The following is a 13,225-nucleotide window of genomic DNA, read 5'->3' as shown; positions in this document are numbered from 1 at the left end:
TTCCTGTTTAGTTAACGACAAAATTACGTATCTGGCATTCGGTTCCTTTCGAATGCCCGTTTTTCTTTTCTGAGATACGGAGCGTGAGCATATGGTAGGTGTCTTTAAGTTCTGTTTCCAGCATATATACCCAGGGAATATAAAGATTTTCGCTCCAGGCGGTAAATGTGTCGATTGTTTTAAAAGGAGAACCGTCTACGCTATATTCCAGTATGCCGGCTGCAGGTCCGCTGACGCAGAAGATACCGATGGCTGTCCCTTTGAATTTGAGTGTTAAGAAATCACCCGGACGGGAAGCCTCGAGCATTGGAACATCAACGAATCCTTTCCGTTTTTCGGCTGGGTTATTTGGATGCCAGGAAGGAATCAGTTTCCATCCTTTATTTAGTTTTGCAGTCCGTATATCCATAAAATCCCCGTTATAGTAACTATAGGTATCCAGAGGTACAGGTATTTCGTGAGGTTTTATTGTTGCATCCGGCGAAATACCTTTCCACATAATATCGAACAGTTGGTCGATTGTAGCAGCGTAATATCGGTGTCCGAAGGGAAGAGGATGGGTCCCTCCGAATTGTTCCCAGGAAAATTCACCCTCTTGCATTCTTTCTGCGATTTCCTGTATCAGGTTAACCGAAGGAATGAGATAATGGTTGGCTACCCGCTCATGGTTGAGGACAACATCCGGCATTTGACGTTTTTTCTGCATCGGAATAAACGGGTCATAGATAAAGTGAAGCATAACAATATCCATTTCCGGGTTAGATAGAAGCGCATGACGTACTTCCCCTTCCATACCACGCACCTGTTCCTCTGCGCTGAAACCGTTTGTATCATCATTAACGGCAGCTTCAACGAATAAGAGATCTATTTTACCTTTCGACAGAATATCATGTTGTAACCGGAAAGCACCGGGAGTACTTCCGGTAGAGCCTATACCTGCTTCAACCCATTCGAAGTCCGTGTAAGGAAAACGTTGTTTTAATTGCTGTTCCACCAGATTTCGCCAGCCGTTCATTTCGGTAATAGAGCCACCTAAAAAAGCCACTCGTCCTTTACGTTCTTTCTCAAATTTGAGATAAGAGTTTTGTAAATTTCCCCGTACATTATAATATTGGTATTTCCTGTATTCCGGTTGCTGGCGAATAATAAAGTTTACAACCGGTTCCGGCTGATCGAGGCTGTGTGGGTGGTGGTCGCATCCTGCTTTTATAATCAGTTCCATCTGGCCTCCCATCTGGATGTAGCGGGAACGTATCACTTCCATATTTTCTTTGAGGGGAACCGTTTGGTCGTTATCGCCACAGACACTTATAATGGGAATGCCGGCTGCTGCCAATGGGGCTAAATTATCAATCGGATTTCCCTGGAAATGCTCCATTTCTTTATCTGTGAGGTTCCATTCTTTTAATAAATCATTCCAAAGTTGTACGTCTTTTCTTCCCGGCCAACTGAATACGTTGCAAACTGGGGCATCGACATAGATGCAGGCTATTTTGTCTATATTCTGTGCCGCCCAATTGAATGCGAATAGGCCTCCCCGGCTGAAACCTTCAAGTGTAACTTTCGGGGACAATTTGTAAAGCTCTTTCATGTAGAAATAAAATTCTGTCCCTGCTTGTATGGCGCGGGGACTTCCATATAAATGGGTCAGGTCATAATAAACGACATGAAATCCTTTTTCCAATAACGCTTTGTCCACACTTGGAAATGCATCGAAGAATGCAGGGCGCCATATCCATGGATTTCCTTTAGCTGCTTGTTTGGGAGCTACAACAATCGCCTGTCTGCCTTTAAATGTGAAATCATAACGGGCACAGCCGTTCCACAGGCTTTTTAAACCGGGGAATGCTTGTGCTTGGTGGGCGCTTGTCTTTCCTGTAATCGCTTTATATACCGTTTCTGCAATCCGGTGGGCTCCTACGGGGTCCGGATGAATATAATCGGGAAAATGTTCTTTCATACCATCGGTTGCAGTATGGATATCGATAATTTTCAATTTGTTTTTCTTTGCCAATTTATTGATGACAGGTATTACCCCATTGATAATAATACTGTCGTTTATACCGTATTGCACGGCATAGGCTTTGGCTGGATAACAAAGATAAATTTGGGGTTGGGCGGGTAATCTTTTAAACGTACTTATCATCGTCTGCATATCTTTGGTCAGTCCGTTCTTATATTTCCAGTTGTGTGGTTTGGTATCGTTTGTCCCTAATTTTATAATGATAATATTCGGATTATATGCCTGTACATCCTTGAACATTGTCTCTTTCATATAAGGAAAATCCCCTTTCATCAACAGGGTACGGGCACTGAAGCCGAAATTGCGAACGTCATATTCCGGACCGAGCATCTGTCCGAGTACCGAAGGGTAACTGTCGCGGTCCCGGTTTTCTATACCGGCGCCATAAGTAATACTATTACCCACACATGCGATTCGTATAGGTTGATTTGTATTTTGTGCCCTACCGTCCAGGCTGATAATAAGTAGGGTAAATAATAGTAAAATGTACTTTTTCATGATAAATAGTATAATCTTGCTGTCTTTAAAATTGCAAATATATTGGAATGTATCGGATTCGTAACGATATCTGAAGTCTTTCTGCCGGATAAATCCGAATATATCGTTTTTATTCCCCGGATATTGAATTTTCAGAAGGGGTATAATTGCTGAAATATTTCTTTAATCGTTTGCGTGATATACGTATTTAGCATACCTTTGCGTGATTAATGCACAGATGGGAAGAAATTTCTAAATACAATTAAATAACTTAAATTATTATCTTATGTGGTTACTTAATTCTTCTATCGGAAAGAAACTGATAATGAGTATATCAGGACTCTTTCTTGTTCTGTTTTTATTGTTCCACCTGTCGATGAACGTGGCGGCTGTTTTCTCCGGAGAGGCTTATAACACGGTTTGTTCGCTGTTGGGTGCAAATTGGTATGCCGTTGCCGCTACTTTGGTATTGGCTGCAGGCGTAGTAGTTCACTTCGTGTATGCAATCATGTTGACATTGCAAAACCGTAAAGCTCGTGGTAACGACCGTTATGCAATTAATGCTCGTCCGAAAGGTGTAGAATGGGCATCACAAAACATGTTTGTATTGGGTCTTATCGTGATTTTATTCATGATTCTGCATTTTAGCCAGTTCTGGTATAAGATGATGTTTGCAGAATTGTTGGGTCATCATGAAGTTGCTTTAGGCGCTGCTATGGTATCTCCTCAGGACGGTGCGGCATTTATCAATTATTACTTCCAGGGTAACATTGTTATTACTGTTCTTTACCTGATTTGGTATGCTGCTTTGTGGTTCCACCTGACTCACGGTTTCTGGAGTGCTATCCAGACGATCGGTTGGAATAACACGATCTGGTTGAACCGTTGGGAATGCATTTCAAAGATCGTAGCAACAGTTATCTGTGCTGTATTCGCTATAATCACAATAATCTTCTACCTGAACGGAGTAGGTGGTAGCTGTACAGTTGCTTAAAAGCGCTCGTTAATTAAGTGCAATAATTGAAAGAACTTTAGAAAATTAATTATTATGACCGAAATAAATTCAAAAATTCCTCAGGGCCCTTTGGCTGAGAAGTGGAAAAATTATAAAGATCACCAGAAATTGGTGAACCCTGCTAATAAACGTCGTTTGGACGTTATTGTTGTTGGTACAGGTCTGGCTGGTGCTTCTGCTGCTGCATCACTTGCTGAAATGGGATTCAATGTATTGAATTTCTGTATCCAGGACTCTCCCCGTCGTGCACACTCTATCGCTGCACAGGGTGGTATCAACGCTGCAAAGAATTATCAGAATGATGGTGACTCTATTTACCGTCTGTTCTATGATACTATTAAAGGTGGTGACTATCGTGCCCGCGAAGCAAACGTTTATCGTCTGGCCGAAGTTTCCAACAATATTATCGACCAGTGCGTAGCACAAGGCGTACCTTTCGCTCGCGAATATGGTGGTCTGCTGGATAACCGTTCATTCGGTGGTGCTCAGGTATCGCGTACGTTCTACGCCCGCGGCCAGACCGGACAGCAGTTGCTATTGGGCGCTTACTCTGCTTTGAGCCGTCAGATCGGTTTGAACAAAGTAAAGATGTATACCCGCCACGAAATGCTCGATGTTGTAAAAGTAGACGGCCGTGCTCGTGGTATTATCGCTCGTAATCTGGTTACAGGTAAGATCGAACGTTTCTCTGCTCATGCTGTTGTTGTTGCTACCGGTGGTTATGTAAACACATTCTTCCTGTCAACCAACGCGATGGCTTCTAACGGTTCTGCTGCATGGCAGTGCTACAAGAAAGGTGCTTATTTTGCTAACCCTTGTATGGTTCAGATTCACCCGACTTGTGTTCCTGTACACGGCGACTATCAGTCTAAGCTGACATTGATGTCCGAATCCTTGCGTAATGATGGCCGTATCTGGGTACCGAAAAAACTGGAAGATGCAAAAGCATTGCAGGCAGGAACTAAGAAAGGTAAAGATATTCCTGAAGCAGATCGCGACTACTATTTGGAACGCCGTTATCCGGCATTCGGTAACCTGGTGCCGCGTGATGTGGCTTCACGTGCTGCTAAAGAACGTTGCGACGCTGGTTTCGGTGTTAACAACACCGGTTTGGCTGTATTCCTGGACTTCTCCGACGCTATCAACCGTTTGGGTAAAGAAGTCGTAAAACAGAAATATGGTAACTTGTTCGACATGTATGAAGAAATTACTGACGACGATCCATATGAAACTCCAATGATGATCTATCCGGCTCTGCACTACTCAATGGGTGGTCTGTGGGTAGATTATGAATTGATGACTTCTATCCCGGGTCTGTTCGCTATTGGTGAAGCCAACTTCTCCGATCACGGTGCAAACCGTTTGGGTGCATCTGCTTTGATGCAGGGATTGGCTGACGGTTACTTCGTATTGCCCTATACAATCCAGAATTATCTGTCTGACCAGATCCAGGTTCCGCGTTTCAGCACTGAACTGCCGGAATTTGCAGAAGCGGAAAAGAATATCAAGACTCGTATCCAGAAATTGATGAATATCAAGGGTAAAGAATCTGTAGATTCTATCCATAAGAAACTGGGTCATATTATGTGGGAACATATCGGTATGGCTCGTGATGCGGAAGGTTTGAAAGAAGCTATCGCTATGCTGAAAGACCTGAAGAAAGAATTCTGGACAAATGTACGTATTCCGGGTGATGCAGAAGATTTGAACGTTGAGCTTGAAAAAGCACTTCGTCTGGCTGACTTTATCGAAATCGGTACATTGATGGCTCATGACGCATTAGACCGTGCAGAATCTTGTGGTGGTCACTTCCGTACGGAACATCAGACTGAAGAAGGCGAAGCGCTTCGTCACGATGACAAGTTCATGTATGTATCTTGCTGGGAATATCAGGGTGAAGACAAAGACCCTGTTATGCTGAAGGAACCGTTGAATTATGAATTCGTAGTACCTCAGACTCGTAACTACAAGAAGTAATAATCATCAATTACAAAAATTAGAATCATGGATAAAGATATAAATATCACACTTAAAGTTTGGCGTCAGAAAGGTCCGAAAGAAAAAGGACAGTTCGAAACTTACCAGCTGAAAAACATCAACCAGGGTACTTCTTTCCTGGAAATGTTGGACATCCTGAATGAACAGCTTATCAATGAAGGTAAAGATCCTGTTGTATTCGACCACGACTGCCGCGAAGGTATCTGCGGTATGTGTTCTCTTTATGTAAACGGACATCCGCACGGACCGGCTACAGGAGCTACAACTTGCCAGCTTTACATGCGTCGTTTCAATGATGGCGAAACCATTACAATCGAACCGTGGCGTTCTGCCGGTTTCCCGGTAATCCGCGACTTGATGGTAGACCGTTATGCTTATGATAAAATTATCCAGGCAGGTGGTTTTACATCTGTAAATACAGGTGGTGTGCCTGATGCAAATGCAATTCCTATTCCTAAGGCTGATGCTGATTTGGCTATGGATGCTGCTGCTTGTATCGGTTGTGGTGCTTGTGCTGCTGCTTGTAAAAACGGTTCGGCTATGCTGTTCGTTTCTGCAAAAGTCAGTCAGTTGGCATTGTTGCCTCAAGGTAAAGTGGAAGCAGCACGCCGTGCAAAAGCTATGGTTGCTAAAATGGACGAACTGGGCTTCGGTAACTGTACCAACACCCGTGCTTGCGAAATGGAATGTCCGAAGAACATTTCTGTTAGCAACATCGCTCGTTTGAACCGCGAATTTATTTGCGCGAAGTTGAAAGACTAATACATTATATATGTATAGATTGAAAAAGGCGTTGCATGATGCGACGCCTTTTTTGTTCCTGTGGATTATATATCAGAGAGTATATCTTAAAAGTTTATTTTTTGATATAATCCGGAGAGAGTATATCGGGAATGTCGTTTGAAGCCAAAGTCAAAAAAGCCGTATCCTATAATTATAAGGATACGGCTTTTTTGTGCTTTACAGTAGAGCAATCTCCCGACCCCTTTACTGTAAAGACTTTGTTAACCTTAGATCTAAAATACTATGAAAAAAACTCGATGCAAATATAATGCATTTTTACAGTATTGCAATATGTTTCGTAACATTTTAATGTAAAATTGCCATTTTTCCTTTTAAATTTGACACAAGAGCTTTTTCTTAGTGATAGTATATCAGAAGATTTATATTTTTCATATCAATTCAATATCAAACTTTGAAGGGATTTCATCCAGTATTTCAAATAGCTCTTTTACGGTTTCTGCCCGTAACATCGCTATGCGGGTTTGCTTAAAGTCTGCAATACCTTTAAATAAAGGCGTGGCAGCCAGGTGGCGACGGATATGAAGGATACCCCGGCGTTCATCCAGCCGTTCCACACTTTGCATCACCTGCCTTTTTAAGATATCCAGATACCAGATAAAGGGTTCATTGGGTAAGAACTCGCCAGTGTTTAGATAATGTTTCACTTCACGGAAAATCCAGGGACGTCCAATGCTTCCCCGTCCGATCATTACTGCGTCTACTCCGTATTGTTCGAAACGTTGCTTGCAGATTTCTGCAGAAGTGACATCTCCATTACCAATAATGGGAATATGCATCCGTGGATTATTCTTTACTTCGCCTATCAGTGTCCAGTCTGCTTCTCCTGTGTACATCTGGGCACGGGTACGTCCGTGGATGGACAGGGCGGCAATGCCGCAATCCTGCAATTGCTCTGCCAAGTCTACGATGATTTTATTGTCTGCATCCCAGCCGAGGCGGGTTTTGACAGTTACAGGAATATTAACCGCTTTAACCACTTCGCGGGTAATATCCAGCATTAATGGAATATTACGGAGCATTCCTGCCCCGGCTCCTTTTCCTGCTACCTTTTTTACCGGGCAGCCGAAATTGATATCCAGAATATCCGGATGCGCCGCTTCGCAGATACGTGCCGCTTCGACCATCGATGCCACATCTTTGCCATATATCTGGATGGCAACAGGGCGTTCTTCTTCTGCGACGACTAATTTTTGCTGCGTTTTGTTTACGCTCCGTATCAGGGCATCACTCGATACGAACTCGGTATATACCATATCCGCACCGAAACGTTTACACATCAAACGGAAGGAAATATCTGTAACATCTTCCATCGGGGCCAGGAAGACAGGGTGTTCGCCTAAATCGATTGTACCTATTTTCATACTATACATTAAATATATGGATACAAAGGTACTGCTTTTCTGCCAATAATAGGAAAAGAGGAAAGTCTACTAAAAAATATAGTAAAATAACTATAAACTATAGTTGTATTACTGACTTATATAGTTATATTTGTGTATTCATCTAATAAAAAGAGTATTATGGTTAGATTAACATCAAAAGAAGAAGAGATATTAGGCTATTTTTGGACAAAGGGTCCTTTGTTTGTCCGTGAATTACTCGATTTGCAGGAAGAACCCAAGCCGCATTACAATACATTGTCGACAATTGTCCGCTCGCTTGAAGAAAAAGGTTACATCGGTTATAAGGCATATGGAAACACACATCAATATTATGCCTTAGTGTCGGAAGATGAATATCGGAAAAACACATTGAAACAAGTCATCGGTAAATATTATGATAATTCATATACGCGTGTGGTTTCTTCTTTGATAGAAGAAGAGGTACTTACTATTGACGAATTGCAGGAGTTGATTCGTCAAATTAAGAACAAATAGAAAAGAATAGCAATGGAACCCTTTTTCCTATATATACTTAAATCGGGTATTTGCCTGGCGGTATTCTATATCAGCTTTAAGGCTTTGTTTAGCAACGATACATTTTTCCAGTTCAACCGTTGGGTATTGTTGTTGGGGACTGGCATTTGTTTATTATTGCCGTTTTGCCGGATTGAAATGGAGAGACCAGTCTTTCTGAGTCAACCGGTTAGCCGATTGGAAACCGTTTTTCATCCAAAAGAGGAATTTCCTGGAATATCGGAGTCTGTAGATGACATAAAAATACTTTCGGAAGATACGGACGCTTCTTCGATTTCATGGATAGGGCTTATAGGAATAAGTTACGTAGTGGGTTGTTGTCTCTGTCTGTTTATAACATCTTTGTCCTTTTTTCGTATACACCGCCTATTACAAAAAGGGGAAAAAATGAAAGATGGAAAATATATATTAGTACTTATCCCGGCTTCTCTTTCCCCTTTTAGTTGGGGGCGCTATATCTTTCTTTCGGAAGATGATTATCGGAATTATCCGGATGAAATTCTAACCCATGAAAGGATGCACCTCCGCTATCACCATTCGTTGGATTTGGTTTTTCTGGAGATCGTTCTTTTGACGCAGTGGTTCAATCCCGCAGTTTGGTTGCTAAAAAGGGAATTGCGGGATATACACGAATACCAGGCAGATAATGGCGTACTAAATCATGGCATCGATGCAACTAAATATCAACTGTTACTTGTGAAAAAAGCTGTCGGCTCCAGCCTCTACACTCTTGCCAACAGCTTCAATCACAGTAAAATTAAAAAACGTATTACTATGATGTTAAAAAAGAAATCGAACAATTGGGCGCGATTAAAACTCGCATTATTGCTTCCTGTAGGTCTTGCAGCCTTAAGTGCGTTTGCCCGTCCAAGAATGCCTTTGTCGTTAGAAACAATGTCAAGCAGGAGTTTTCGGCCTCTTGTAAGCAAAAGTATGCTAAATCAAGAAACTATGCAACAGAGTACTGTCGTTTTCCTTACTTACAAAGTGGTAGGGGGCGATAATTGGGACTGCATGTTATGTGAAACACTGGAAGATGTAACGAGACGAATTGAAAACGGGCAATTTAAAAATACCGAAGAAGTTACTGTTAATCCCGCATTCAAGGATGTTCCGGTTCCCTATTTGAAGAAAGTGAAAAATGTTCTGGAAGAAAAGGGTATCAAATGTAAGATTGATCCGTCGGTACCGAATACAACCATGGATGAAGTACATAAACCCGCCCGGAAAAGTGAGGATATTGTTTATCTTATCCAAAATAAGGAAGTTATATTGGGAGTCAGCATTAGTAAATTTACAGAGAACCCAAGTGATCCCCGTTTTGACAGACTTTCCAAATCCACACCGGTACTTCTGCTAAGGGAAGGGCATAAACCTTCAGTGGAAAAAGTTGAAAAATTTAAAAAAATGCTGGAAGAGAGGGGTTATACTTGTCAGATTGATGCGGGTGGAATCCAAAAAAGAAACGCAACGTCTTCTTCTGCAGATAGTGTCGTTGAAGTTGCATATAAGTTTAAAAAAGGGGGTTTTATGCCTCCGCCTCCACCACCACCTCCTCCAGCAGGACAGATTATTTTCAGTTATAAAAACGGGAAAGCAGACCGGCAGTTTGTTTTGTATGATCGGTATTCCGAACAGGAGCAGAATCTCGGACAGCGTATTGATAAGATATATAGCGATGATATCCTAAAAGTGAGTATTAAAATTAATAAGAATGCATCAGGGGACTTGTTGGAGCGGGTTAAACAGGAATTGAAAAAGAAAATTACTTATCCTGTTCAATATAATATCTTACAATTCGTAGATTAATAGATACTTTTTGATTTTAGAAAAGCATACCAATCCTAAGAAAATAGGACCCGGGCTATTTTAAAAAACATCCTGATCAATTTTGTTCACGAGGGCGTCATTAATATTTTCGAGGGCGCCAAAAATATTAATGACGTCCTCATGTATATTTTTGACCACCTCGAAAACAAAATAGTTCGGGATAAAATCCAAAATAGTACGTGACCAAATTTTGTAAACCAGCTTTTAAATCGATGCAGGCATTGCTACAAAGCGAAAGTTCCCGCATATTCTGTTTATCTATTTGAGAAGAATCAGCTATCTTTGTGATTTCTAATTTAAAACCAAACTACATTGAACGAGAAAGATTTTGAAATAATGGCGCCGGTGGGTTCTTATGAATCCTTGATGGCTGCTATCCAGGGAGGTGCCGATTCCATTTATTTCGGTATTGAAGGCCTGAATATGCGTTCCCGCTCTTCCAATAATTTCACAACAGACGATTTACGTAAAATTGTAGCGATTTGCCAGGAACATGGCATTAAGAGCTATCTGACTGTAAATACGGTAATTTACGGGGAAGATTTACTCTTGATGCGTGAGATAATCGATGCTGCGAAAGAAGCAGGTATTTCCGCTATTATTGCTGCAGATGTGGCAGCCATGAATTATGCCGACAGTATCGGGCAGGAAGTCCATCTTTCCACCCAGCTCAATATATCGAATGCGGAAGCGTTGAAGTTTTACGCACGTTTTGCCGATGTGGTTGTGCTGGCACGCGAATTGAACCTGAAGCAGGTGCATGAAATCTACCGGCAGATTGTAGAACAGCAAATTAAAGGGCCGAAAGGTGAATTAATACGTATCGAGATGTTTGCCCACGGAGCCCTGTGTATGGCTGTGTCCGGTAAATGTTATCTTAGCTTGCATGAAATGAATGCTTCGGCAAACCGTGGAGCCTGTATGCAGATATGCCGCCGCGCTTATACGGTGAAGGATAAGGACAGTGAGATAGAACTGGATGTGGAAAACCAGTATATCATGTCCCCGAAGGATTTGAAGACGATCCACTTTATGAATAAAATGATGGATGCGGGTGTACGGGTATTTAAAATAGAAGGACGTGCACGCGGACCTGAATATGTACGTATTGTGACGGAATGCTATAAAGAGGCGGTACGCGCTTATTGTAGTGGCACATTTGATGAGGAAAAAGTTGCCGCTTGGGATGAACGTCTCCGTAGTGTTTTCAACCGTGGTTTTTGGAACGGATATTATTTGGGACAGCGTTTGGGAGAGTGGAGCAGTAAATACGGTTCCGGTGCTACCAAGAAAAAAGTCTATGTGGCTAAAGGAATCAAGTATTTTGATAAAATAGGCGTTGCTGAGTTTGAAATGGAATCCGGTACATTGAAAGTGGGCGATGAAATCTTGATCACCGGGCCTACTACCGGAGCGGTTATGCAAAAGGTGGATGAAATACGGGTAGAACTCGAATCCGTAGAACAGACCGTGAAAGGAGAACGTTTTTCCATTAAGGTAACAGACAAAGTCCGTCCGTCGGACCGTTTATATAAAATGGAGCCGAATAAAATCACTAAACAATTCGAATGATGAAAGAATATATTTTTAAACTGGCAGATAAAGTACGCGATTACGAATGCGATTTGCAGGGTGTGGTAAACAATTCCAACTATCAGCATTATATGGAGCATACGCGCCATGAGTTCCTGGAATATTTAGGTGAAAACTTCGGAAAGATGCACGAGCAGGGGATTGATGCCTTTGTGGCTCGTGTAGACATACAATTCAAGCAATCCCTTCGAAGCGGCGACCGCTACATCTCGTGTTTGAACGTATATAAAAAAGGTGTAAAACTCGTGTTTGAACAGGATATTTACCGCGAGTCGGACGGAGTGTTGGCAACCAAAGGGACAGTGGAATCGGTAGTAGTAGAAAATGGAAAACTAACAAGGGGGGAATATTTCGATGAGCTGCTTAAAAAGATAGAGAAATAATGACAGACAAACAGATTTACCAAATCGGCCTTACTATGATAAACGGGGTGGGAGATATTCTCGCCCGTCAACTTTTGCAGACTTTGGGAGATGCAGAAGCCGTATTTGCAGAGAAGAAGCATTTATTGGAACGTATTCCGGGTATCGGCAGTGTATTGGCTACCGAAATCAAAAGCCCGGACGTGCTTCTCAGGGCTGAAAAAGAAGTTGCGTTTATAGAGAAAAATCAGATTACCTGTCATTTCCTGACAGATGAAACCTATCCTTCCCGGCTCAGGGAATGCCCCGATGCTCCGGTGCTTTTTTATTTTAAAGGGAATGCCGACCTGAATGCCATGCATATGCTTAGTATTGTGGGGACGAGGCATGCTACGGAATATGGACGGGAGCAGGTGGATATCCTGATAAAAGAACTTGCCGATTCTTTTCCTGACTTGTTGATTGTGAGCGGATTGGCTTATGGGATAGATATTTGTGCCCACCGCAATGCGCTGAAAAATAAGTTACCTACAGTTGCCGTATTAGCCCATGGATTAGATCGTATTTATCCACCGGCACATCGTGGTACAGCTGTCGAAATGCTTGAACAGGGAGGGCTGTTGACTGATTTTCCGAGCGGCACGGAACCGGATAAACCTAATTTTATCAAACGAAACCGGATTGTAGCCGGATTGCCGGAGGCTGTTGTGGTGATAGAATCGGCAGAAAAAGGCGGTTCGTTGATTACTGCGGACATTGCATTTTCGTATGACCGGGATATCTATTGCTTTCCCGGTAGAGCCAGTGATACCCATTCCCGGGGATGCAATAACCTGATCCGCCAAAACAAGGCTGGAATGATTACTTCGGCAACAGACCTTGTGGCTGCTTTGGGTTGGGATGCGGTAACAAAACCTGTGTGTCAAAAGGTGGTACAAACCGAGTTGCTTTTTCCTGAGGATGACCGGCATGCACAACTGATTGCAATAATAAGCGGGCGGGCGGAAATACATATTAATGAGTTATCTGTGGAAACCGGTATTCCAGTCCAGCAACTGACTACTGTTTTATTTGAATTGGAGATGAACGGGCTTGTGAAATCGTTGCCCGGAAACCGATATAGACCGGTATAAAAAATTAAAGGCTGTCTCACGACAACCCCTAACCAACTTTGTTAACCTTAAATCTAATACTATTATGAAAAAAC

General features: G+C 42.2%; 10 protein-coding genes. 8 read left to right on the top strand and 2 right to left on the bottom strand.

The features are described from left to right. Positions 1–7 precede the first annotated feature (7 nt). Positions 8–2,521 carry a GDSL-type esterase/lipase family protein gene (locus ACGE0T_RS18425; RefSeq protein WP_459188039.1) on the bottom strand — a complete coding sequence of 838 codons (2,514 nt, stop codon included), beginning with the start codon at positions 2,519–2,521 and terminating at the stop codon, positions 8–10. Between the two features lie 265 nt (positions 2,522–2,786). Here ACGE0T_RS18425 and ACGE0T_RS18420 point away from each other — a divergent pair, with 265 nt between their 5' ends. From ACGE0T_RS18420 to ACGE0T_RS18410, 3 genes are read left to right on the top strand one after another with little or no spacing between them, the layout of a single operon-like run. Then, positions 2,787–3,494, top strand: a complete 708-nt coding sequence (locus tag ACGE0T_RS18420) for a succinate dehydrogenase cytochrome b subunit (protein WP_459188038.1) — start codon at positions 2,787–2,789, stop codon at positions 3,492–3,494. Positions 3,495–3,548: 54 nt separating this feature from the next. Further along, a complete protein-coding gene (locus tag ACGE0T_RS18415) occupies positions 3,549–5,492 on the top strand; it encodes a fumarate reductase/succinate dehydrogenase flavoprotein subunit (protein ID WP_459188037.1) in 1,944 nt (647 codons plus the stop codon). 27 nt (positions 5,493–5,519) lie between these two features. Further along, complete coding sequence (locus tag ACGE0T_RS18410) at positions 5,520–6,275, top strand: succinate dehydrogenase/fumarate reductase iron-sulfur subunit (protein ID WP_459188036.1); 756 nt, start codon at positions 5,520–5,522, stop codon at positions 6,273–6,275. 410 nt (positions 6,276–6,685) lie between these two features. On the opposite strand, the gene dusB is transcribed toward ACGE0T_RS18410, so the two are convergent. Continuing rightward, a complete protein-coding gene (gene dusB, locus ACGE0T_RS18405) occupies positions 6,686–7,678 on the bottom strand; it encodes a tRNA dihydrouridine synthase DusB (RefSeq protein ID WP_459188035.1) in 993 nt (330 codons plus the stop codon). A gap of 159 nt (positions 7,679–7,837) precedes the next feature. Here dusB and ACGE0T_RS18400 point away from each other — a divergent pair, with 159 nt between their 5' ends. The 5 genes from ACGE0T_RS18400 (at position 7,838) to dprA (ending at position 13,151) form a co-directional block, all read left to right on the top strand. Continuing rightward, positions 7,838–8,194 carry a BlaI/MecI/CopY family transcriptional regulator gene (locus ACGE0T_RS18400; protein ID WP_459188034.1) on the top strand — a complete coding sequence of 119 codons (357 nt, stop codon included), beginning with the start codon at positions 7,838–7,840 and terminating at the stop codon, positions 8,192–8,194. 426 nt (positions 8,195–8,620) lie between these two features. Continuing rightward, entirely contained in the window at positions 8,621–10,042 is a 1,422-nt protein-coding gene (locus ACGE0T_RS18395) for a M56 family metallopeptidase (RefSeq protein ID WP_459188033.1), read from the top strand. Between the two features lie 333 nt (positions 10,043–10,375). Continuing rightward, a complete protein-coding gene (locus ACGE0T_RS18390; RefSeq protein WP_459188032.1) occupies positions 10,376–11,635 on the top strand; it encodes a peptidase U32 family protein in 1,260 nt (419 codons plus the stop codon). Beyond that, complete coding sequence (locus ACGE0T_RS18385) at positions 11,635–12,039, top strand: acyl-CoA thioesterase (protein ID WP_459190511.1); 405 nt, start codon at positions 11,635–11,637, stop codon at positions 12,037–12,039. The genes ACGE0T_RS18390 and ACGE0T_RS18385 overlap by 1 nt, the downstream gene beginning before the upstream one ends. Continuing rightward, entirely contained in the window at positions 12,039–13,151 is a 1,113-nt protein-coding gene (dprA, locus tag ACGE0T_RS18380; protein WP_459188031.1) for a DNA-processing protein DprA, read from the top strand. The genes ACGE0T_RS18385 and dprA overlap by 1 nt, the downstream gene beginning before the upstream one ends. Positions 13,152–13,225: the final 74 nt, after the last annotated feature.

It is taken from the genome of Parabacteroides sp. APC149_11_2_Y6 (assembly GCF_054506995.1).
This window is presented reverse-complemented; position numbering and strand designations above follow the sequence as displayed.

Coding starts and splice junctions, on each gene's coding strand:
- ACGE0T_RS18425 (WP_459188039.1), bottom strand. CDS start 2,521: ATGAAAAAGTACATTTTACTATTATTTACCCTACTTATTATCAGCCTG.
- ACGE0T_RS18420 (WP_459188038.1), top strand. CDS start 2,787: ATGTGGTTACTTAATTCTTCTATCGGAAAGAAACTGATAATGAGTATA.
- ACGE0T_RS18415 (WP_459188037.1), top strand. CDS start 3,549: ATGACCGAAATAAATTCAAAAATTCCTCAGGGCCCTTTGGCTGAGAAG.
- ACGE0T_RS18410 (WP_459188036.1), top strand. CDS start 5,520: ATGGATAAAGATATAAATATCACACTTAAAGTTTGGCGTCAGAAAGGT.
- dusB (WP_459188035.1), bottom strand. CDS start 7,678: ATGAAAATAGGTACAATCGATTTAGGCGAACACCCTGTCTTCCTGGCC.
- ACGE0T_RS18400 (WP_459188034.1), top strand. CDS start 7,838: ATGGTTAGATTAACATCAAAAGAAGAAGAGATATTAGGCTATTTTTGG.
- ACGE0T_RS18395 (WP_459188033.1), top strand. CDS start 8,621: ATGAAAGATGGAAAATATATATTAGTACTTATCCCGGCTTCTCTTTCC.
- ACGE0T_RS18385 (WP_459190511.1), top strand. CDS start 11,635: ATGAAAGAATATATTTTTAAACTGGCAGATAAAGTACGCGATTACGAA.
- dprA (WP_459188031.1), top strand. CDS start 12,039: ATGACAGACAAACAGATTTACCAAATCGGCCTTACTATGATAAACGGG.